This is a genomic window from Streptomyces boninensis, assembly GCF_048572725.1.
GTDB lineage: Bacteria > Actinomycetota > Actinomycetes > Streptomycetales > Streptomycetaceae > Streptomyces > Streptomyces boninensis.
On record NZ_CP183837.1, the window covers coordinates 2,595,399 to 2,616,998 of the forward strand.

The 21,600-nt window shown below is 68.3% G+C and carries 21 protein-coding genes; 6 read left to right on the forward strand and 15 right to left on the reverse strand.

The features are described from left to right. From ACNNMR_RS11670 to ACNNMR_RS11690, 5 genes are all read right to left on the reverse strand, one after another. Positions 1–942, reverse strand: coding sequence for a PrgI family protein (locus ACNNMR_RS11670; protein WP_419994499.1), 942 nt, complete (start codon positions 940–942; stop codon positions 1–3). Between the two features lie 5 nt (positions 943–947). After that, positions 948–2,792 (reverse strand): hypothetical protein, encoded by a 1,845-nt coding sequence (locus ACNNMR_RS11675; protein ID WP_419994500.1) that lies wholly within the window; start codon positions 2,790–2,792, stop codon positions 948–950. Positions 2,793–2,969: 177 nt separating this feature from the next. After that, positions 2,970–3,251, reverse strand: coding sequence for a pilin (locus ACNNMR_RS11680; RefSeq protein WP_420000333.1), 282 nt, complete (start codon positions 3,249–3,251; stop codon positions 2,970–2,972). A gap of 364 nt (positions 3,252–3,615) precedes the next feature. Further along, positions 3,616–4,419, reverse strand: a complete 804-nt coding sequence (locus tag ACNNMR_RS11685) for a hypothetical protein (RefSeq protein ID WP_419994501.1) — start codon at positions 4,417–4,419, stop codon at positions 3,616–3,618. A gap of 349 nt (positions 4,420–4,768) precedes the next feature. Continuing rightward, positions 4,769–5,698: a DUF6461 domain-containing protein gene (locus ACNNMR_RS11690; protein ID WP_419994502.1), complete on the reverse strand. Its 930-nt coding sequence runs from the start codon at positions 5,696–5,698 to the stop codon at positions 4,769–4,771. 35 nt (positions 5,699–5,733) lie between these two features. On the opposite strand from ACNNMR_RS11690, the gene ACNNMR_RS11695 reads away from it, so the two are divergent. Beyond that, positions 5,734–6,594, forward strand: a complete 861-nt coding sequence (locus tag ACNNMR_RS11695) for an IS5 family transposase (protein WP_420000334.1) — start codon at positions 5,734–5,736, stop codon at positions 6,592–6,594. On the opposite strand, the gene ACNNMR_RS11700 is transcribed toward ACNNMR_RS11695, so the two are convergent. Next, the gene (locus ACNNMR_RS11700; protein WP_419994503.1) at positions 6,591–7,106 is read right to left on the reverse strand and encodes a DinB family protein; all 516 of its coding nucleotides are present in this window, start codon (positions 7,104–7,106) and stop codon (positions 6,591–6,593) included. The two genes, ACNNMR_RS11695 and ACNNMR_RS11700, sit on opposite strands and share 4 nt — an antisense overlap. 327 nt (positions 7,107–7,433) lie before the next feature. On the opposite strand from ACNNMR_RS11700, the gene ACNNMR_RS11705 reads away from it, so the two are divergent. Next, positions 7,434–7,931: a hypothetical protein gene (locus tag ACNNMR_RS11705; protein WP_419994504.1), complete on the forward strand. Its 498-nt coding sequence runs from the start codon at positions 7,434–7,436 to the stop codon at positions 7,929–7,931. A 117-nt stretch (positions 7,932–8,048) separates the two neighbouring features. Here ACNNMR_RS11705 and ACNNMR_RS11710 read toward each other — a convergent pair whose 3' ends face one another. Beyond that, a complete protein-coding gene (locus ACNNMR_RS11710) occupies positions 8,049–8,537 on the reverse strand; it encodes an ATP-binding protein (protein WP_419994505.1) in 489 nt (162 codons plus the stop codon). After that, on the reverse strand, positions 8,534–8,713 hold the full coding sequence (locus tag ACNNMR_RS11715; RefSeq protein ID WP_419994506.1) for a hypothetical protein: 180 nt from the start codon (positions 8,711–8,713) through the stop codon (positions 8,534–8,536). The genes ACNNMR_RS11710 and ACNNMR_RS11715 overlap by 4 nt, the downstream gene beginning before the upstream one ends. 643 nt (positions 8,714–9,356) lie before the next feature. Between ACNNMR_RS11715 and ACNNMR_RS11720 the strand changes: the two genes are divergently transcribed. Then, positions 9,357–10,847 (forward strand): twin-arginine translocation signal domain-containing protein, encoded by a 1,491-nt coding sequence (locus tag ACNNMR_RS11720; RefSeq protein ID WP_419994507.1) that lies wholly within the window; start codon positions 9,357–9,359, stop codon positions 10,845–10,847. A gap of 1 nt (position 10,848) precedes the next feature. On the opposite strand, the gene ACNNMR_RS11725 is transcribed toward ACNNMR_RS11720, so the two are convergent. Beyond that, positions 10,849–11,433, reverse strand: a complete 585-nt coding sequence (locus ACNNMR_RS11725) for an HAD family hydrolase (protein ID WP_419994508.1) — start codon at positions 11,431–11,433, stop codon at positions 10,849–10,851. A 195-nt stretch (positions 11,434–11,628) separates the two neighbouring features. Between ACNNMR_RS11725 and hisS the strand changes: the two genes are divergently transcribed. Further along, complete coding sequence (gene hisS / locus ACNNMR_RS11730) at positions 11,629–12,957, forward strand: histidine--tRNA ligase (protein ID WP_419994509.1); 1,329 nt, start codon at positions 11,629–11,631, stop codon at positions 12,955–12,957. A gap of 73 nt (positions 12,958–13,030) precedes the next feature. Here hisS and ACNNMR_RS11735 read toward each other — a convergent pair whose 3' ends face one another. From ACNNMR_RS11735 to ACNNMR_RS11745, 3 genes are all read right to left on the reverse strand, one after another. Continuing rightward, positions 13,031–13,642 carry a hypothetical protein gene (locus tag ACNNMR_RS11735; protein ID WP_419994510.1) on the reverse strand — a complete coding sequence of 204 codons (612 nt, stop codon included), beginning with the start codon at positions 13,640–13,642 and terminating at the stop codon, positions 13,031–13,033. Positions 13,643–13,736: 94 nt separating this feature from the next. Then, entirely contained in the window at positions 13,737–14,162 is a 426-nt protein-coding gene (locus ACNNMR_RS11740; protein WP_419994511.1) for a hypothetical protein, read from the reverse strand. Between the two features lie 75 nt (positions 14,163–14,237). Further along, positions 14,238–14,978, reverse strand: coding sequence for a transcriptional regulator (locus ACNNMR_RS11745; protein ID WP_419994512.1), 741 nt, complete (start codon positions 14,976–14,978; stop codon positions 14,238–14,240). Between the two features lie 18 nt (positions 14,979–14,996). Between ACNNMR_RS11745 and ACNNMR_RS11750 the strand changes: the two genes are divergently transcribed. Next, positions 14,997–15,302 (forward strand): hypothetical protein, encoded by a 306-nt coding sequence (locus tag ACNNMR_RS11750; RefSeq protein ID WP_419994513.1) that lies wholly within the window; start codon positions 14,997–14,999, stop codon positions 15,300–15,302. Between the two features lie 8 nt (positions 15,303–15,310). Here the strand turns inward: ACNNMR_RS11750 and ACNNMR_RS11755 are convergent, their stop codons facing one another. Both ACNNMR_RS11755 and ACNNMR_RS11760 read right to left on the reverse strand, forming a co-directional pair. Beyond that, positions 15,311–16,507 (reverse strand): IS110 family transposase, encoded by a 1,197-nt coding sequence (locus tag ACNNMR_RS11755; RefSeq protein ID WP_419992772.1) that lies wholly within the window; start codon positions 16,505–16,507, stop codon positions 15,311–15,313. 129 nt (positions 16,508–16,636) lie between these two features. Continuing rightward, entirely contained in the window at positions 16,637–16,888 is a 252-nt protein-coding gene (locus ACNNMR_RS11760; RefSeq protein ID WP_419994514.1) for a helix-turn-helix transcriptional regulator, read from the reverse strand. 130 nt (positions 16,889–17,018) lie between these two features. Between ACNNMR_RS11760 and ACNNMR_RS11765 the strand changes: the two genes are divergently transcribed. Next, a complete protein-coding gene (locus ACNNMR_RS11765; RefSeq protein WP_419994515.1) occupies positions 17,019–17,696 on the forward strand; it encodes an HAD family hydrolase in 678 nt (225 codons plus the stop codon). Between the two features lie 383 nt (positions 17,697–18,079). Here the strand turns inward: ACNNMR_RS11765 and ACNNMR_RS11770 are convergent, their stop codons facing one another. Further along, positions 18,080–21,562, reverse strand: a complete 3,483-nt coding sequence (locus ACNNMR_RS11770; RefSeq protein WP_419994516.1) for a DEAD/DEAH box helicase family protein — start codon at positions 21,560–21,562, stop codon at positions 18,080–18,082. Positions 21,563–21,600: the final 38 nt, after the last annotated feature.

Here is a 21,600-nt window from a genome sequence, read left to right on the forward strand (position 1 = left end):
TCATGCCTCCGGGTGTTGCGTCGGCAGATCGGCCTCGCACGAGAGGGCCAGCGCGCGCCGGGCCCCAGCGGCGTCCAGTGGGCGCACTTCGACCTCGGCAGATGCCAGGGCACGTGCGGACTCGGCCAGCCTCTGGCGCGCCCGTCGCGTCGCGGCCTCGGCACGCTCACGCGCCGACCCGGCGGCCGGACCGGCTTCACGAAGGACGACCAGATGGCGCCGGGCGGTGATGTCTCGGCCTTCGGCCAGTTCGGTGAGGAAGTCGGCGTGGGCGCGGGCCGCGCGCTCCAGTGCTACATGCGGCAGTGCGGGGGCGTTGCGGTGGAGCCGTGCCGCCAGCGGGGCCAGGTCGATGCGGTGTGCGTGCAACATGATCTGCACTGGGCCGGTGAGTGAGTTCAGCCAGCGGGCAAATGCGGCGATCAGACCCTGTTGTTCGGCGGCGGTGCGCAGAGCGAAGTTGACTGTCGAGCACACCGCCAGCCCGGCCTGCCCATGGTCTGCAAGGTCGAGCACACCGGCCTCGTCCACGCCGGCAGCTGGCAGTTCTAGCGGGACGGGGTCCGGGCCTGCGGCGTTTCCGAAGTGCTCGGGCACGAACGCCGGGAGAGGAGGCACGCCTTCGGGGGCGTGGACGCGTCGACGCGGCGTGCGCGCGAAGGTCAGGGCTGCGAGAAGGAAGCGGTCGAGGCCGATGCCTTCCCGGCGGCCGAGAACCACCGCGATCAGTACGCCGGCCACCGGGATGACCATCGCCAGGTAGGCCAGCGGCGCCATCAGCGGCCGGGCCGCGAAGTAGCCGCCGTACAAGAGCGCTCCGACGACGGCCAGCTGGGCGCACTGCCGGGCCGTGAAGGGCCCGAGTACGCGATCACTCCGTGCCACGTCGGCGGGAATGCGGGCCACGTATGGACCGTCGGCTTCGTGCCTGTCCTTGGGCATGAGGTTCACCGGACCTTTGCGGATGGGGAACGGGGCGGTTCGAGTGGAAGGCGCAGTGGCAGCGGCCTGCCGGGCGGCAGCGTGTGGCGTACCGGGGGCGGTGGTGGGGCCGGTCGCGGCGGCTGAGTGTGCCGACGACCTGTAGTGGCGGACGGTGACTCCGCGTGGGCGGGCGGCGGCACGCGGGAGGGGGGCTGGTGTGGTGTCCCGGTGCGTGGCGAGGACGGTTTGGCATGTGAACGAGCCGGGGTGGCCGTGTTCGGGGTTGCTGCTGGGGCGGCGGGGTGTGCGCTGCTCTGCTGGCCTGTGCCGGGCTGCGGGCCGTTGCGGCGTGGGGTGGCCCAGGTGTAGGTGATTGGCGGGCCGTCCGGGCCGCTGGTGGGCAGGGTTGGGCTGGAGTCTGGTCCGGTGTCGGAGCCGCCGCGGGTTGGGACTACAACCGGGGGTCCGCCTCCCGGGCCGCCGCCTTCCGGTCCGTCCTGGCCGGGGGCTCCACCTCCGGGTCCGCCGCCTCCGGGAACTCCACCGCCTGGTCCGCCACCGCCTCCGGGCCCGCCGCTTCCGGGTGCGCCATTGCCCGGTGCGCCATTGCCCGGACCGCTGCCTGCGGGTCCGCCGCCTGCGGCGCGTCCGTGCCCGGTAGGCGTCGGTGAACGGGCGCCGGTGGCGGTGCGGGTGGGGAGTGCGCCGCGGAGCAGCATCATGATGGCCAGGCCGCGGATGGTGCGCAGCATGCGGGAGTTGCCGGGGCCGGTGATGGGGGTGGCGCGGAAGATGATGCGGGCGATCCAGCCGGGGATCTTCAGCAGCACCCAGAACAGGCACAGTCCGGCGAGGAGGTTGGTGAGCCGGCCGGGGTTGGGCAGGCCGAGGATGCCGGTGTTGTCGGGGGCGAAGAACAGCAGGACGGCGACGATGAGGGTGAAGGACTGGGCGAGTTGGATAAGCAGCATCCCGGTCACCGCGCGCCACCACAGTTTGGCCAGGGGTTCGGTCTGCGGCAGTGCGTGGCAGGCCAGGGCCAGGGGTGCGCAGACGGCGAGGATGGTGATGATGGCGACGCGGATGATGTAGCCGAGCACGACGCCGAGGGCCATCGCCCAGAACACCAGGGCCAGCAGGATCAGGTGCAGTTGTGCTGGGTTCCAGGTGGCCCAGCGCAGGCTGGAGAGCAGTTGCTGCATCAGCCCTGTGCCGGTGCCTTGGGTGCTGGTGGTCATGACCGCGGTGGACAGGGCGTTGGCCAGCGCGATGGCCTTGCGCAGCACGCTCAGGGAGGCCGCTGCGGTGATCAGGCCGAGGATCAGGCGCGGGGCGATCTGTTTCAGTGCGTAGCGGGACTGGACGGACTCGTATCCCATGACGGTGAGGCCGCCGGCGAGGACGAACAGCACGTAGAGGGCGACGGTGATGCCGAGCGAGGCCGTCCAGACCTTCTTCACCACCGGGTTCGTCGTCACGTCGGGGGTGGCGAGGAGGGTGTCGGCGAGGAGCTTCTTCAGCGGCGAGGCCAGGGCGTCGACGAGTCGGCCGAAGAACGAGGCGATCGCGTCGGTGACCATGCCGGGGATGTCGAACAGACTGCCGTCGGTCTCACACGGCACATCCGGGTCAACCTCACACGCCCGCGGCGCCTCCCCAGAGCCCGGATCCTTCGACTCCTTGTCGTCACTGTCCCCGTCGTCCTCGCCCCCGTCCCTGTCGTTGTCCTTGTCTTTGTCGGGGTCGTCCTGCGGGTCGGCCGGTGGAGGCGGGCCCGGGGACGGCTCCGGATCACGTTGGTCTGCCTCGCCGTCGGGAGCGGTGGGGGACGCCCCGGGCGCGGGATCGGGATCCGGCTGCGCTGGCACCGCGGCCACCGTGCCGGCGGCCAAGGACAACTGCGCGTTCTGATCAACAACGCCAGCAGGCGCCGCCGGAGTCGCCATGGCCACGGGCAGCAGCACGAACAGGACAGCGCCGGCGAGCACCGCACGGAGCCAGGACGGTCCGGGACGGCGGAAGCGAGGACGGGGCGCGGCCATGACCTAGCCACCCACGATGTTCTTGAGGACCTCGACAATGACCGGGGCCAGGACCGCGAGTCCGTAGCCGATCGCCGCTGCCTTGAGCGCCCGCTTTGCCGAGTCCACCTCCGCCGGATCCCCGGCCGCCATCACATACCGCAGCCCTCCGACGGTCAGGAACAGCGTGGCCAGCCCGGCGAGGATCCCGACGATCCAGTTCCGCAGATTCGTGATCACCTGCGGGATCGTCGCTGCCGCCTCCGCGGACGAGGCGGCCACCAGCAGCACGACCCACACACCCATGAGGACGAGCAGCCCGCGGCCCACACAACCGCCGGCGCGCCACCATGCTGCAGCCGCCATCGACCGAGACGACCTTCCCATCGCTCCACACCTCCGGCAGCTCCCAGAGCCCTGCAGGTCAGGGCAAGCGGGCGAAGGCTTTGTGACCCGGCGCATACAGACCGGCGGGTCCCGACGCGCACCTCCCTCGCGTGCGCAGCCGACCTACGGCTCGGATGTGTGTCAGCACCAGCCGTCCCCGGCCTGCCTGCACCTCCTCGACCGGGAGTGCTCATTCGGAGCAGAGCTCGACGGTCGAAGCCGGCCACAAAGCCTTCACTCGCAGATAGAGATCCGGGGCCACCATCTGTGACACCGCGCGGGGTCAAGTCCTGTCCGGCGCGTCTCCCTCGTCAAAGAGAAAGGCCACCAACCGCCGCTCGGCATCCGTGCGACAGCGATACAGCCACCGCCGCCGACTCTCCGCACCAGCGGCCCCAGCCTCGGAGTGCGCAAGCGCGCTCATCGACGCTCCAGCCAGCCGCGTGCAAGCGATCAACTGCGCCTCGTACGTGGTCAGCACCCCCGCCCGCACCGCGGCGACCAGCAGCGTGTACTCATTCCGCGAACCGTCACCGACGTCATCCCCGTCACCGTCCCCGGGGCCTCGCACAGGTAGCTCCGGACGAAGTTCCACGCACCGAGCGGCCCGCATCGCGGCGTACGCGACCCGGTGCCCGGCCCGGTCCGCGGCCCGCAGCAGCCGCCGGTCCAGCAGCGGATCCGCCGGGTCAACGACCGCCAACTCAGCCAGGAGCGCGGTGAGCATCTCCTGCTCCAGCTCCTCCCGGTCCGCGACCGAAGCCCGTACGAGCCGAGACAACATCCGCCGCAGAACCGGCACCGCCAGGCCGGCCGCGGCCGTCGTCCACGGCTCCCCGCAGCGATGAGCGCGTACGACCACCGCCCGCCAGATCCGGGTACGCACCTCGGGCGGAGTAGCCGGATGCGCCAGCCGACCGCGCACTTCCACGATCGGCAACATCACCGCCCCGCCCTCCTCGATGAACGAATCGACGGGCAGCGTCCCGGAGGACGCCGCGCCGGACAGCGCGAGAAAGGCGGCGTCCAGGCTCTCCAACGGCGAGAGCGCGGCGATCGCAGGACGGGTGTCAGGTGTGAGGGCCACGAGCGTCTCCAGTGCTCGGCGGAACAGGGCCCTCGCATCACCCCAGACACCCCTGTCACCGCCGCGCCGCTGACCTGGCAGCGCCCCGCCACTGGCCTGCCACTGCGGCGTCATGTGCCGACCTGCCCCTGACGGTTCGCCCGTCGGGCTGCGGCGTCCTCTCAAGCCGCCCGCCACTGTCCGGTCGACGAAGATCATGAAGGTCAACGCTTGTGAGTGAAGGCCTTTCAGCCGTGGAGCATGGTCCACTCACAGCATGGGACGGGCGTGGCGCGGGCATCGCAGATCCGCCCATAACCAGCGAGAAATCGCGCGGCGCCGGCCCCGTCGCCGACGCGGTTCCCTTACATCAGTCGCCGCGTGGCGCCCGCTTAGGCTGTGGCTGTTCGTCGAGGCGCCGCGCCTTCCTCGCGCTCGCGACCTGGCCGGCGTTGTAGGTCGCCAGTCCGAGCGCGTCGACCGGGTCGGTCGCCAGCCGGCTGGCGGCCGCCGCATAGGCGTGCGCTTCGGCAAGCAGCGACCTCTCCAGGACGGGGTCGGTGTCTCTGCGTACGAGTGCGGCCCGGAGCCGCTCCCCGGCCGGAAGCTCTTCGTCGATTGGTCTGCCGCGCTCCCAGCGCATATCAAGCACTCGCCGGTACGTGGCCATCGCTTGCTCCACCAACCCGGCAAGGCGCCGTTCCCGCTCCTCCGCGGAGAGATCATCCGGATCGGCGGTAAGGCCTTCAAGGACCTCGGGGTCGGCAACGCCCGCTGCCGCGCAGGCATCACGCGCCAGCTGAGTGGCTTCGGCGCGCAGTCGGCTGCGGTCCGTCGGCAGGTCTCGACCGTGCAGCCAACTCCTGGGCGTGTCCGGGAGGAACTCGGCCGGGTCAGCGAGCGCGGCCACCGGGTGCACGGCCTCCGCCCACGTGGCCGTGATCCGCACCCCACTTACCCGCTCCAGGAAGGTCAGGGCGGCAGCGTCGGCGCACTCTGCGTCCTCGAAGTCGAGCCCGTCGAGGAAGGGCAGCACCGAGTCGGGCGCCGAACCCTCCGGCGCCCGCCGGCGGAGCAAATAGTCCATGCTGGCGAGGACCCGGCCATCCTGGGCGAGGGCGAGCAGGCTGTGGCGGTTGACGTTCCAGTACACGCTGGCCGCGACCGTCCCTTCGGACAACCGGGCGAGGATCCGGCGCTGCGATCCGTGGTAACCGTTGTCCTCCACGAGTAGCACCCATCCGCCCACGCGGTCGGCGAGCACGAGCGGGAAATAATCCGGATACAGGCTCAGGCTCAACTGTCCGGCAACCTGCAGCGTCTCCTCGCGCCCGGCTGAAGCCGCATCTGCCGACGTCCGGTCAGCGCGGCGGTCGTTGGGAGAGTCATCGCCGGGTGATCAACGGGATTCTGTTCCGGCAACGGACCGGGGTGCCGTGGCGGGATCTGCCTGTGCGTTTCGGCCGGTGGAAGACCGTGTACGAGCGGCATCGGCGCTGGTCAGCGGATGGCACATGGGACAGGCTCTTCGCGGCTGTCCTCGCTGATGCTGACGCGGAAGGCCACATTGACTGGTCCATGGTGAGCGTGGACTCCACCTCCTGCCGGGCCCACCAGCACGCCGCGGGAGCACGTAGGAAGCCCCCGCGGTTCCCGGGAAAAGGCGCACGCCCCGGCAGCACCGACCCGATGAGGGCACTGGGACGCTCACGGGGCGGCCTGACCTGCAAAATTCACCTTGCTGGGGAGAGCGGACGCCGCCCACTGGCCTTGCTGATCACCCCGGGTCAGTGGGGCGACGCCCCACAGCTCATCCCGGTCATGGAGCGTGTCCGTGTCGCCCGCCGTGATGGTGGGCGTCCGCGGACTCGGCCTGACCATCTCGGCGGAGACGAGGCTTACTCGTCCCGTCGTAACCGTCGCTACCTGCGGCGACGCCAGATCAAGCACACGATCCCCGAACCGAAGAACCAGCGGGCCAACCGACAACACAGAGGCAGCAGGGGCGGACGGCCCACCGGCTTCGACAAAACGATCTTAAAGCTCAGGAACGAGGTGGAGCGGACGATCCATGCCCTCAAGAGCTTCCGGGCTGTGGCGACGAGGTTCGACAAACGCGCCTACGTTTTCTACGGCACCGTCACCGTTGCCTCGATCCGACTCTGGCTCCGATCGCGACCCACTGAAGAGACCTAGTAGTACCCCTTCGCCCCGTCGAGCAGCTCTCTCACGATGTCCGCGTGCCCCGCGTGCCGTCCGGTCTCTTCGACGAGATGGATGAGCATCCAGCGGAGGTTGGCGTTGCCGGCGCGGTAGTCGGGGTGGCGGCCGACGTCGTCCAGGGATGCCTCGGCCACGATCTCGTTGCTTCGGACGCACTGGGCCTCGTACTCCGCGAGCAGCTGCTTCAGCGAGATGCCGTCGGTGCGCCAGTCCGCGTCCTCGCCCGTCGCGACCAGGGACGGGTTCTGCGTCTTGTCGCCGCCCAAGAACACCACTTCCAGCCAGGTGTGCTCGACCCACCGCATATGGCTGATGAGCCCGGCCATCGTCATCGCCGGCGAGGTCGGGATGACGGAGCGGTGCGCGTCAGCCTCGCTCAGGCCCTCGCATTTCCATCTCAAGATCTGCCGTTGCAGATCCAGCCAGCCGATGAGCGCGGTGCGTTCGTCGGCCTGCAAAGGGGGACGCTCAAGTGAAGGTGACATGCCTGCACGTTAGGGCGCTCGGTCTCCGGATGCCGCCTGATTTTCGGTTCAAGATCCGCCGGACAGGCCCTAACCGGCCACCAGCCCGGGCCCGAAGTTTGCCGTCGGGCCCGGGCCCATCGCGGCCAGAATCATGCCGGGCCGGGCCTGCTTACACTGACCAGCGACCCCAGCCAATTCAGCGGCGTCGCCGCGGTCCACCGACAGCCGAATCCCGGGCCCGCTCCCAAACCCCCGCCCACCGGGGCGGTCGGCGTCCCGCCGCAGACGCGGAACAGGAACGGACTTCGCCGGGACCGCTCAGCCAAGGGGCGGAACACTCTTGAGGTGATCATGTTGATCGCGAGTCGTAGAGCCATCCTCCTGCTGTGGGCCGTCGGCGGCCTGACCCCAGCCTGCGCAATTCACCGCAGGCCACCACATCCGGACCCGGGCAACAAACGGCTGCGCCGCCTGGCGTCCGATCCGGCGCTCACCAAACTCCCCCCTGGTGCGAAGCGCACCAACAGAGAGGAAGAGCCCGCAACCTACTCGAAAGGAAACATATTCCAGGCTGGGGCATGGAGCGGCGGACATGTACAGGTGACGTTCACCTCGACACTGTCGGTCCGCGACGTATACCACTTCTACGCCGAACTGGCAGAAGGCTCCGACTGGAAACCCTGGCAGAAACTAGCCGCGGGATTTACCGCGACCTGGGTAAAGCACATCGCATCAGAGCAGGAGTCATACCTCTTGCTCAGCCCTGACGGGTTCAGTACCCACACTGCCGACCTGGCCGCAAGTGGAACCCCCAAGAGCTATCGCCTGACAGGCAGCCTCTGACCGGAGACAGCAGCCACCCGATTTCTCCAGGGAAGGCCAGCTGCGGCGTACCGCGTGCCGCCTGCCGCCCGGTAGTCCTGGTTTATCCGGCCCGTTCACTCCATTAGATCGACAAGCTTAGGTCACCGCGCCAGGTCCCCGCTCAGCGGATCGTTGCACCAAATGCAATCCCGCTGGAACCGCCATCCAGGCCACCTTCCGCCAGGTCGCCCGTCGTGGTCCTCCCGTCAGGCGGAATCCCCAGCAGCCCGCGGTCAGCTCCTCGACGATCCACAGGCCCCGCCCGCACTCGCGCGGCACAGGCTCCGGATGTTCGCTGTGCGGGGTCAGGCGGGGCAGGGTGGGATCGTGATCGTGTACTTCGCAGATCAGCTCGCTCGCCGTGGACCGGAGCCACAGTTCGTACGGGCCGATAGCGTGCTCGACAGCGTTGGCGATGAGCTCGGAAGCCGCCTGTACGGCATCGTCGGTGTCCTCGGGCGCTACGCCGCGGCTGCGCAAGGCACTGCGCAGCGTTTCCCGCGCCACGCTCGGCGCGTGCGGAGTACCGGCACCCCAACTGAGAAGCAGGACCCCGGATGTGGCCGGTCGTGGCGCCCGGATCACCGGACAACTCCGTACGTCACGTACAGCACACGCCCGGGCCGACGGGAGCGCTGCGGGAGTCGGTGTCGGCCCGTCGGCCGGTTGATGCAGCGGTAGGCGTCGCATGCCAGCAGCGCGGCAGCGAGGAGAGCGGCGAGTGCAAGGAGCAGGTAGGCGGGCAGCAGTGTCGCGTCCATAGTGTTTCTCCAGACATGCGAGGGGTGCGCTGGTTGCGTTGCTTTTGTTGGCTCGACGACGACACCGTCGTGATACGGAAGAGCGGAAGCCCCTGGCCCGAAGTGCTTCCGACGGGAGGGCGGGCGTGCCGCATCCGTAGTGACCGGCGGCGAATGATGGTGGGGTCTGTCAGCCCGATGGAGCGGCTGATCTGGGCGTGGCGTGTCGGCCGTTCGCGCATGACCACCGTGTCGGCCTCGATGGGGTTTGCCGTTGCCACTGTTCCTGTCCCCTCTGGGCCGGCGCCGGTTCTCGGGCAGTTGCAGTCGTCGTTGCGTCGAAGCAGGTCAGGCCGCGCTGCGTCCGGTTCACGTCGCCCTTCGATGTGCTGTGTGCAGGTGCATTGGTCTGCCGAGGGCCTGCGTTGGCCCCATCAGCTTTGCCGCGCGATGCTGCCGCTGTCGGCCCGTGGTGCCGGGAACGTTCCGTTCCCAGCACGGGCGTCACTGCGTAGGTGGTGACCTGGGCATTCATCGCCGGTCAAGAGACAGGTGTTCCCAGATCGCCGGCCACGGTGTTCCCAGTCCGTGCCGCGGGGGCGGCTCCCGACGCTACGGTGGGGTGGAGATCTCGCTGATTCTCACTGCCGGCAAGGGGGTTGGTGTGGGCGAGACGCCGAGGTCGGGCCCCGTGGCGCGGGCGGCGCGGCTGCGTGTCGAGCTGGCCGCGGTCGGCTGCTCAACGGAGCTGATCGCGCAGGCCATCGTGGCCGAGTGCCGGATGCGGCCGCGCGCGGCCTGGCGTTACGCGGCCGGACTGTCCGGGCAGCAGGCCGCCGACTCCTATAACCAGCTGTACGGCACCGCCGTCTCCCCGACGCCGATGTCCAAGGCCCGGATCAGCGAATACGAGACGTGGCCGATGACGGGCGCCGCGCGCCGCCCCGCCCCGCACGTTCTGGCGGGCCTGGCCGCCCTCTACGGCGCCGAGCTGATGCAGCTGCTGGACGCTCACGACGTGCGCGCGCTCGGCGCAGCCGGGCTCGCCCGCCTCCGCCAGACCCATCCGCCCGCAACCAGCCCGAGCACCGCACCCTCCGCAGCCTTGACCGAAGCAGGTGACGACACGAACCGACGTAACGCACTGAAGGCCCTCGGCGTTGCCACGGCCACGGCCGCGACGGCCGCAGCCGATCTGGCGCATCCGCGCGCCGCGATGGGTTACACCCTGGACCTGGAGCGCACCGACCTCGGCCCCAGCACCCTGGAACATCTGCAGGTACAGCTGACCCAGCTGGGCTCCTCCTACGCCTCGAACCCCCCGGCCGCCACTTGGGCGACCGCTGCCACGGCACGCGAGCACACCGCCCGCCTGCTGGCCGGCCGCCACACCCTGGAAGAGGGCCGTGAACTGGCCCGCGTCGCGGGCATGTTCTCCGTGGTCCTGGCCTGGCTCGCACACGACATGGGTGCGACCGCGCTCGCCGAGTCCTGGTGCGTAGATGCGTACGCCCACGGTCGGCAGTCCGAGGTACCCGAGGTGTGTGCCTGGGCCGACGATGCCCGCACCACCATCGCCCTGTACGACGACCGCCCCACCGAGGCGCTGGGCGCAGCCATGCGTGGCCTGGCCGCCGCGCCGACCGGCACCGCGGCCGCCGCCCGGCTGTCCGCCCAGGTCTCCCGCGCCACCGCCAAGGCAGGCCGCGCCGACGCCTTCGATGACGCCCATCGCATCGCCCGCCGCCACGCCGAGCATCTGCCCGCCCATGGCGCAGGCCTGTTCGGTGCGGACGCGGTCCGTCTCGCCAGCTACGACGCCTCCAGCCACCTGTGGCTGGGAGCGCCCCGACAAGCGCTGGATGCCGCCGAGCAGGCCATCGCGCAGTACCGAGCAGTGCCGTACGGCAAGCAGGCCCCGACCCGAATGGCGATCGCCCAGATCGATCTCGCCGCGGCTCGCGCCGAACTCGGCGAACTCGACGGCGCCCTCGACGCGGGACGCCAAGCACTGGCGTGCCGCCGCCTGGTCGGCTCCATCGTCGCCCGGTCGACCGACCTCGGTCGCGCCCTGCAGCACATCGACGGCAGGGCCCCCGAGGTACGCGCCTTCACGGCCGAGGTACGCGCGGCCCGCCCCGCTCTGCCGGCCTGAGTCAGCGGGCATCCAGCATGCCGTCGCGGACATCGAGCACCGTCATCCCGGCTGCCCGCGCCGCGACCACACCCTCGTCGGCATCCTCCACCGCCAGACACCGTCCGGCCTCAGCCCCGATCCGAGAGGCCGCCCGAAGAAACACATCCGGCGCCGGCTTTCCCCTCTCGGCATCTTCATAGGCCACCACCACGGAAAACAGCTCATCCAACCCGGTGGCCACCAGCCCGGCACGTACAACTTCCCGTGCACCGCCGGAGGCGATGGCCAACGCCACACCGGCCTCCTTGGCCCGCCGCGCCAGTTCTACCACCGGGGTCCGTACGACCAATCCGGCCGCACCCGCGATGATGCGGCGCTTGCAGTCCGCGACCACGTCCGAGACCGGGACCGTCACGCCCAGCTCGGACAGCAGATCCCCGGCGGAGGTGCCCAGGCGCTGCCAGTACCAGTCCCGCTCCAACGTCACGTGGTACGGGGCGAGAGCGGCGGCCAGCGAGGCGTAGTTCAGCGGCTGGCTGTCCACCAGGGTGCCGTCCCAGTCGAAGATGACGCCCGCATACCGGCTCAGCTCCACCCACTCCACGGTGGTGACGATAGCTTCGCGGCTGGCGCGGGTCACTGGCAGCGTCTGAATGATGGCGTCGCTGGCAGATATGACGCCCGATCTCCCCCCACGGCAGCACCCGGGCTGATCTCGTCGAGTTCGTCGAGAAGGGCGTGCAGGTCGTACGCCTCGTCGCTTTGCGGTCGGTGCCGGGCGTGCGGAACTATGTCGGTCATGGCATCTCCGAAGCAGTTCGAGCCCGCGTCAGGTACCCGCGACTTCCTCGCCGCCGAGTACATCCGCCGCGAGCATGCTTTCGCCACCCTGCGGAGTGTTTTCGCCCGCTACGGCTTCCAGCCCTTGCAGACTCCGGCCTTCGAGCGGCTTGAGGTGCTGACGGGAAAGTTCGGGGATGAGGCCGACAAGCTGATCTTCAAGATCATGCGCCGTGGTGAGCATGAAGCCTCCGGGGAAGCCGACCTGGCGCTTCGCTATGACCTGACGGTGCCCCTGGCGCGTGCCGTAGCGGCCTACGGCTCCCAGCTGCCGAACCCCTACAAGCGCTATGCGATCGCTCCGGTGTGGCGGGCGGACCGGCCCGGCAAGGGCCGCTTCCGCGAGTTCGTGCAGTGCGACATCGACGTGGTCGGCTCCTCATCGCCGCTGTCCGACGCCGAAGTGGTGCTGGCGCTCCACGACGCGCTCGCCGAGCTGGGCGTGCCCGACTTCAAGTTCCTGATCAACTCCAGGCAGGCCCTGCACGGCCTCCTGGACGCCTACAACGTTCCATCCGACCGCGGCGCGGGCGCGCTGATCACCCTCGACAAGCTGGACAAACTCACGCCCGAGCAGGTCGTCACCGAACTGGTGGACTCCCGCAGCCTGGCCGAGGAAGTGGCCCGCGGGCTGGTCGACGATCTGACAGCCGACAACGCGGTCACCCGTATCCGTGACGCCCTGAAGGGATCCGACCTGGGCCAGGCCGGCCTCGCCGAGGTCGACCGCCTTCTGGAACTCACCGCCGAGACGATCACGCCGGAGCGGATCGCGTTCACCCCGAACCTGGTACGCGGTCTGGACTACTACACCGGGATCATCTTCGAGGTGGTCGCGCCGGGCATGCCGGGCTCGATCGCCTCCGGCGGCCGCTATGACGGTCTGATCGCCCGACTGGGCGGTAAGGACGCCCCGGCCTGTGGTGGCTCGCTGGGCATCGAGCGAATTCTGCCGCTCCTGCCAGGCGCAGACGAAGACGGCGCGGGCGTCGATGTGGCGGTGACCGTGATGGGCGAGGAACAGGCCGCGGGCAGCTTCCGCCTCGCCGCGGAGATCCGCCGCGCCGGATTGCGCGCCGGGGTCTACCTCGGATCGTCGGGGAAGTTCGCCCGGCAGATGAAGTGGGCCAACGAACAGGCAGCCCGATACGCGGTCATCTACGGCGCCAGCGAGCGGGAAGCCGGCACGGTCACGCTGCGGGACATGGACAGCGGCGAGCAGACCCAGGTGCCCTTCGACCAGGCCGCCGCCGAGCTGGCCCGCCGCCTGACACCCACCACAACCTGACCCCGGCCGGCACACGTGAGAGGGCCCGCCCGCGACGGGGGACGCGGACGGGCCCGGACAGCGACCAGGCGCTCTAGGCGTCCAGGTACAGCAGCGCAGTGATCGTCTTCTTGCACACGTCGCAGTGCATCGGCGCCTCGATCGACGCCAGGTCGGCCTCGATGCTGGTGATACGGTCCACGACCCCGGTCGCCACCTCGGCGTCCCACGCGGCGTGCCACCGCTCCGTGTTGTCCGTCAGCCGGGCGATGTAGCCCTGGGTCATCTCGTAGAAGCTGCGCACCCCGTGTTCCTTCATGTAGCCCCAGTTGAACTCCAGGCTCTTCAGGACCACCGGGAACGGATGCAGCGCCTGCGTGCGCGCCCAGGTCTCCAGCACATCCGTTACGTCCAGCCGTGCCGCCTTCTCATCGAGGCGGGTCCACATGCCCGTGTCGTCGTAGTCGGTCAGCACCTGCGCCAGGATCCCGGCGCAGCGGCGCAGGTTCGCCTTCTTCGCGACGAAGACCCGGGCCACCTCTGTATGCCCGGTGCCCGCGGGCTCTTTTCGGGCCTTGGCTATGGCGCGAGTCAGCTCCGTCGACAAGGCAGCCTCGTCGCACAGCGAGTCGCCGAAGCTCAACCACGGGTCGGGGAAGCCTCGTTCTGCGGTGGTGGCGAAGATGCGGTCTCCTTGCGTGCCCATGGTGCATGCCTCCTTGTTCTCGGCGTGCGTACGGAAATGGCACTCCCCGCCGCGGCCATCGGTGACCGAGCAGGGGTGGTGCGGCCCGCAGGGGCTAGCCGCGGGCAGTCCAGGTGGGATCGGCGGTGGAACATGCGGTGCCGCGGGCGGCCCAAGCCGTGATCAGTGCTTGCCGCAGGGCCGCGGCGTCGGTGTGCTGCCGGCCGTCAGCAGGTGGGATGAGCCAATACGGTCCTGGCGGCGCCAGCCGCTCGTGCGGCGGCAGGACGACGTGGGCACCTCGCCCGAGTACGACCATGTGCTGAAACCGGCAGCCGGCAGTACTACCGGGCGGGACGAGGAAGTACAGCATCGGCTCGACGGCACCCGGATCGACCGCGACCGGCCCGGTGACTTCGAGAAGCTTCAGCGCACGCAGTCCCAGACGCCGGGGCACCTTCACCGCGTCCCACTCGATCCCGGCCGCCACGATGCTCGTGCCCGAAGGGCCATCCGTCGCCGGCGCGTGGTCTTGGCTCATGACCGAAGACCGTAGGAGCGAAGCTCACCCCCGACCCGAACTGTGGGTTCGGGTGGCCTGCAGGTTCGGGTCAGCTCAGGTGAAGTTTTGCCGCTCGGCCAGCGCGGCGACCTGGCGGCGATACGTCGGCCGCACCCGACGAAGGAGCCCGGTCACCAGCTCCCGGGCCAGCGGGCTGTGCCGCAGGTCTTCGGGCGCCAACTGCTCCAGATCGAGGAGGTGTACGAGGACAGCGGCGTCCTCCCGGCGCAGGTCGTAACAGCGGGCGGTCTCCAGCCCGAAAGTGAACTTCCGCTCCCTGGACGGCACCCGGCTCGCGTCGATCTCATCGGCGAACCGCAACCCTTCGGCGGCCTCCCCGGCGAGCATCTCGATACTCACCGCGTGCAGCTCGACGTTGGTGGGGCCGAACACCGTCCACATCACGTTGGTCTCGCCGGCCCGCTTCGCCAGCGGCAGGGCCTTGTCGCGCAGCCGGGCGCGGGCGTCCCACCAGCGCTGCTGACGAGCGTCGGCGACCACGGCGACCAGTTCCAGCGCCCCGCGCACCGCCACGGCTTCGCGGCTGTCGGGGGCTTCCTTCTGCAGGTTTTCGATGGCGTGGACAGCGAGGTCACGTGCTTCTTCTGCGCCGTCGGGCTGGGAGAGCAGGACGTGGCCGAGGTTCCACTGGGCGGCGGCGATACGTACGGGGTCGTCGGCGTCCTGCGCGGCACGGATCGCACGATCGGCCACCATCAGCGACAGGTCCAGGCGGCCGGTGCGGCGGGTGTAGGAACGCAGCAGCCCGTATAAGTCGCTGGCCGTGCGTAACACCTCACGCCGCAGCTGAGCATGACCATGCTGCCCACGCAGGGCGTCCTCAACATCGGTGATCAGCCCAGGGAGAAGGTCTGCCGCCTGACTGAACCGCGTGGCGGAACGCTGCCAGATATGCCACGCCGCCTCCACCCGCTGACGCAACGCATCCGGGCTGATCAGGTCGGCATCACCGCTGGGCGAGTGGTGCCGCATGAGCGCCCGGCCGACATCCGGCGCACCGGTGCGGGCGGCTGGAGCGTCGGGAACAGGCTCAGTGCTCAGGAGCGCCGCGACGGGGACGCCGAGCTCGGCAGCCAGCCGCGCAATAAGGCTTCCTAATGCTGTTGTCAAGCGGCGAGCGTGACTGGCGGCGTGACTTGGTAGCACCTTCGGTCTCGGATGAGGGCCCACAGCACGTTGACGCGCCGGCGGGCGAGCGCGAGGACGGCCTGGACGTGGCTCTTGCCCTCGGCTCGCTTGCGGTCGTAGAACCGTTTGGAGTTGGGATCGCTCCAGGAGCTGACCAGCGCGGAGGTATAGAAGACGCGCTGCAGGCGCCGGTGGTAGCGCTGAGGGCGCCGCAGGTTGCCGCTGGTCTTGCCGGAGTCATGCGGGGCGGGAGCGACGCCACCGAAGGCCGCGAGGCGGTCCGCGGTGGGGAAGCCGTCCAGGCTGCCGCCGATGGCGACCAGGAACTCGGCACCGAGCTTGGGCCCCATGCCCGGCATGCTCAAGATGACCTCGGCGAGTTCGTGCTCGCGAAACCGGCCCTCGATGAGCTTGTCGATCTCGGCGATCTTCTCGTTGAGGGCCATCACCTCCCTCGCCAAGGTGTGCACCATCTTCGCGATGACCTTCTCTCCGGCCACGGCGGTGTGTTGGCGTGCGGCGGCCTCCACGGCCGCTTTGGCGAGGCTTTCGGCGCCGCGGACCTTGCGGTTGCGCAGCCAGGTGGTCAGCCGGCTGACGCCGATGCGGCGCAGGGAGGCGGGTGTCTGGTAGCCGGTGAGAAGGACCAGCGGCCCGGCGTTGGTGAGTTCCAGGGCACGTTCGAGTGCGGGGAACATGCTCAGCAGGGTGCCCCGCAGACGGTTGATGGTTCGGGTGCGGTCGGCGACCAGGTCGGTGCGGTGGCTGGTGTGCAGCCGCAGCTCGATCGTGGTCTCGTCGTCGGGCCGGATCGTTTGGAGGTCACGGCGCATGCGTGCCTGGTCGGCGATGATCCTGGCGTCGCGGGCGTCGGTCTTGCCCTCGCCCCGGTAGGTGTCGGCCGCTCGGTTGACCATGCGGCCTGGGATGTAGAGCAGCTCCTGCATGTGGTTGACCAGGACTGCGATCAGCAGACCCGGTTCACCGCCGGTCATGTCCATCGCCCACGTCACCTCGCGGCCGTCGGCGAGGTCGAGGACATCGCCCATGAGCTGGACGAGTTCCTGCTCGTCGTTGGCCACCCTGCGCGACAGCAAGGTCTTGCCGTCGGTGTCCATGGCGACGCAGTGGTGGTGGGTCTTGCCGCAGTCGATCCCGGCCCATATCCGGCTCATCGTGCTCCCGAAGTCGTTCCTGTCTGGCGTACCACGGACGACCTCGCCGGCATTGCCCTACACAGCGACCTTGTCGCACTTCCTAATCGGCGGCCGAGTCGTCGTGGGGAGCGGGGCGGCCAAGCCTCTTCAGCCTCGAACGGCAGCCAGCCTGAGAGCCACACCCCGCCCCCCTGGGTGCCACAACCCTACGAATGGCTGGGGTTCACCCGTGATCTGGAAGGTAGGGCCGGCCGATGGTGTCTTCTTCCCGGTCTCGATCAACGACAGGTAGCGATCCGTGATGCCGACGAGCCCGGCGACCGCGACCTGGGTACGGTTGGCGCGCTCGCGGTAGTGCTGTACCCGCTCCCCGACCGGCAGTCCTGATGAGGCACCCATCCCCGGATCACCGCCTTCCCCGTTACGGCCCGCGTGGTGCGCGCAGCGTAGAGCGGTGCACCCATGACGCGGAACCACGCCGTGACAGCCTGGTACCCATATCGGCCCAGCTGCTGGGAGGTTCAGGCCAATGAAGCGACTGGTTTTGTGGGATATCGACCACACGCTGATCTCCACCCGGGGCGTCGGCCGCGAACTATCCGCCACCGCCTTCGAGGCCACGACCGGGCAGAAGATGCGCAAGCAGGCGAAGATCGACGGCATCACCGAGCCGGTCATCTTCCGCGAAACCGCCAAACTCCACGGCATCGACACCGACCGAACCGACTTCGAGGCCTTCGCCTGTCATCTTGCCAAGGCCCACCACGAGCGCGCCGACGAACTCCGCGACCGAGGCCACGCGCTTCCCGGCGCCGTCGAGGCGCTGGATGCTTTCGCAGCGCTGCCCGGCGTGGTGCAGACGGTGGTCAGCGGAAACGTCCGCACAGTGGCTGAGATCAAGCTGCAGATCTTCGGCCTCGACCGCCACATCCGCTGGGACGTGGGTGCCTACGGCGAGGACGACGACGAACGCGCCGAACTCGTCCACCTCGCCCTCCAACGCGCCAGCGTCGCGCCGACTCACGCGATCCTGATCGGCGATACCCCGGCTGATGTCGCAGCCGCACGGGACAACGCGGTCCGGGTCATCGCCGTGGCCACCGGTCGCAGCGATGAGGCAGAGCTTCGGGCAACAGGCTCGGACGTCGTCCTCCCCAACCTTCTCGATATCGACCTCCACACCAAGCTACTGACGGAACAGAGGTGACCAGGATCGCGGTGACCGGGCACTGGACTCACTGACACAGTGTCCCGCTCCTCTGACGCGTAAATAGCAGCAGGTCAGGGTGGGCGTCGGCAGGGCTGGGTGCCGGTCAGTACGGGTGAGGTCCGCGACTCCGGAGCCTCCTCGAAGCAGGCGGCTGGAGTGCCAGGGTGGTCGGCATGCCGACCATCCATGGATGTTGCGGGGCGATGCACCGGAGTCTGGTATGTCACGGGCCACGTCTGCCGTCCTCATCGCTGCCGGGTCAATGAGGTATGTGTCGACGAACTTCACCGGCTTGTACGAGAGCCACGACCAGGCATCGATCACCAACTGGCGCAGGGCCATGTCCTCCACAACTCGACCCCGCGCCGCCTGGCCAAACCCTACGCTGCCCCCTCCACAGGAACCGCGGTGCCGTGAACAGCGCGCAGTACCCCCATGATCGCATGGACGTCTTGCTGGTCGGGAAAGACGTCGACCGGCCCGTGGGGAGCCATCGTCGTGAACGGCTGCTCGAAGATCGCCCCTGCGTCGACGACGCCATTCTTGGCGAGGTAATCGATCAGCAGGTTGAGGAAGTCGAGCTGGCTCGCTGTCAACGAGCGCTCCGCCTGGAAGGCATCGAACGCCGCCGCGGCCGCGGAACGCTCCAAGCCGCCTAGGGAGCGAAGGAAGATCCCCATGCCGCCAGTCTCATTCTTCACCCTCTGTATGTCCTCCTCGGTGCCGAACCCCGTTTGGAGGAAGATCTGCTCGAGTTCGGTGAGGTCGGTGGTCGTGATCTGCCGGTTGCGGCGGATCTTCTGCACTGCGAGGTGATCCTCGTGACTGCGCAGGTAATTTCGGACCTTGGCCTCGAAGCGAGTCTTATTCGTGCCGTGCTGGATGGACTTGACTTCGGTGAGCGCAAGCTCGCCGACCTCGTCCTCGAAGTCGCTGTACACGATCCCGCGCTTGGTCTTCTCGATCAACTTGACCAGCCCTCGGATGCGGCGGCGCATCACCTCCAGCATGGGCAAGGTCACGTCCTGCCACCACTCGTCGCCGGAGAGCTCCTCGATCAGCACCTGCTGGTCCCGAACCGCCGGGATGGTGCTCTGGTCGAGCAACGCGGAGGCGATGTCCTGCACCTGCGCCTTCTGCCGCGCGTACTCGGGATCGGCCCTCAGCAGAGCGAGCTGCAGTCGCAGCGCCAGGAGGTCAAAACGCTTGGCCTCCTCACTGTTTTCGTCCTCGCGGAAGGCAGTCGGCAGCTTCGCCAGGTTCTCTGTAACCTCGGTGTGCTCGTCCTGGCCGACAGACTCCTTCCAGGCGCTGAAGTCCGCGAACCGGTCGACCTGGCGACGGTAGGGGCGGACCAGGAAGTTGTCGATGTTCATCCCGGTCACCTCCTGGTGCAGACGCCGCGCGAGATCCCAGCGCAGGCCGACTTCGCTCGAAGTACCGTCTTCAGCGTCCTGGGCTGGCGCCTGAGTCGCCTGCTCGGGGGAGGTATCGGCAACCAGCCCCGGGTTCAGCTGGTCCAGCGCCATGAGCAGGTCAGCGCGGCTGCGGAAGAGGCGCTCGCTGAGGGACGCCAGCAACTTGCCTTCGGCACGCCCAAGATCCTGGTTGAAGAACTCGACGTTCTGGCACATGTCGAAGACGAGGAAGCCGCTCTTGTCCAAGTTCGGTCCGAACAGGTCCGGGCACAGCCGTGTCCCGCGACCGTACATCTGCCAGAACTTGGTCTTGGAGCGCACCAGCTTGAAGAAGACCAGGTTGACGATCTCCGGCACGTCGATGCCGGTATCCAGCATGTCGACCGAAATCGCGATGTGTGGGTTGGTGTCCTTGTCGGAGAACTTGTCGATCAGGTCCTGCGCGTACTCACTCTGGTGCGTAATGACGCGAGCGAACTCACCCTGATACTCGGGGTAGTTGGCATTGAATCGCTCCGCGATGAACGCAGCATGGGCATTGTTCTTGGCGAAGATGATGGTCTTGCCCAGGCGATCCCCACCGGCGACCTTCGCTCCGTGGAGCATCAGGACCTCGAGGGTCTTGTCGACCGTGTCGGCGTTGAACAAGTACTTGTTCAGTTCCTCGCTGGAGATCTCCGTCGGAACGCTACCGTCGTCCGTATCCCATTCCAGCAGGTCCCACTTCTCCTTGTCCTCCTCGGACAAGTCGTCGTACTTGATGCCGCCGCGCTGGAACTTCAGGGGTACGTCGACGCCCTGCCCGCGGACGAGATAGCCTTCGTTCACGGCCTCGTCGAGGTCGTAGACGTCGGTAGGAACACCGTCCTCAAGCTCGAATCGCCGGTAGGTGTTGCGGTCTACCTCGTCCTTCGGCGTAGCGGTCAGTCCGACGAGCAGCGCGTCGAAGTAGTCGAACAGGGCTCCGTACTTCTGATAGATGGATCGATGCGCCTCATCGATGATGATCAAGTCGAAAAAGCCGGGACCGAACCGCCGGCCCCCTTCGTCCATCTCGTTGATCAGCCCCATCATCGTGGGGTACGTCGAGACGTAGACGCGTGCGTCGGGGTTCCTGTCCTTCAACAGGTTGATCGTGGTGAAGCTCGGCAGGTGCTCTTTGAAGGCGTTCGTCGCCTGGTTGACCAGAGCCTTGCGGTCCGCCAGGAACAGGACCCGCTTCACCCATCCGGCACGGGCGAGGAGGTCCGACAAGGCGATGGCGGTACGAGTCTTCCCGGCACCAGTAGCCATCACGAGAAGCGCGTGCCGCTGGCGCTTCTCAAACGTCTCCGCGATGCGCCGGATCGCCCGGCTCTGGTAGTGGCGAGCCGCGATCTCATCGTTGATCTCCAGCCCGCCAAGCGGTCGACGCCCAGCACGCCGCTGGATGAGCAGCCGCAGCTCAGCCTTCGTATAGAAGCCCTGAACCTCGCGGATCGGGTATCCGAAGGAAGGGTGGTCGTCCCACAGATATGTCTGGTAGCCGTTCGTACAGAAGATCACTGGGCGCTGACCGAACTGCTTCTCGAGTGCATCGGCGTACAGCTTCGCCTGCTGCTGACCGACGAGCGCATCCCGTGTCGTGCGCTTGGCCTCGACGAGCGCGAGCGGCTTGCCGTCGTCATCCCACAGCACATAGTCGACCTTGCCCTTGCCCGACGGCGAGACGGATGCCGGCAGTCCTGATATCGCGAACTCACGGTCACGGGGCTCCGTGAGATGCCAGCCGGCCTCCTTGAGCAGGACATCGATGATCAGCGTCCGAGTCTCGGCCTCGTTGTAGTCGTGAGTGTCCGGCCGAGCGGCATTGGCAGCCTTCGCTGCCTTGATCTGGGCACGGAGCTTGGCGAGCTCGGAGTCGACGTCTTCGCTCGAGAGCTCGGCGTCCGCCTCCGCGTCCTTGGCCGCATGCTCCTGGGCGAGAGCCTTGAGCTCGACCTGCTTCTTCCGCTGCGTCTCTGCCGATACGGCCTGAGGAACAAGCGTCCGGTCGAAAACGAGGCCCGGTGCAGGTGCGTCGTCAGGGCTACGAGCGTAACTGCGAGCAATCCAGTACATGACATGGAACAGCTCGGTCGCGACCTGCATAGACGTCTGCCCAGCTACCGGGGCCGGGCTATGAACTGCGGCGTTCCCGTGCAGCCGGATGGCATCCATCTTCGCGCGGATCGTCGGCCCGACAAGGTTCACCATGCTCGGTTCCGAGATCATCGCCGCGAGATTCTTCGCATAGGGGCGCTGCAGGGCGCCGTCCGCGGTGTAGAGCCACCGCAACGCCAACTCAAGCGTGCGGCGCGCATAAAAGCACGAAGCCCGCGGATCTGCGACCGCGTTCTTCTCAGTCTGCATGGCCTCGCTGTGAAGCTGCGGCCACTCTGCTTCCAGGAACCCGAAGTTGCTCATAAACTGGCGACCCCCCGCATAGTGACTGGGCTGACCGT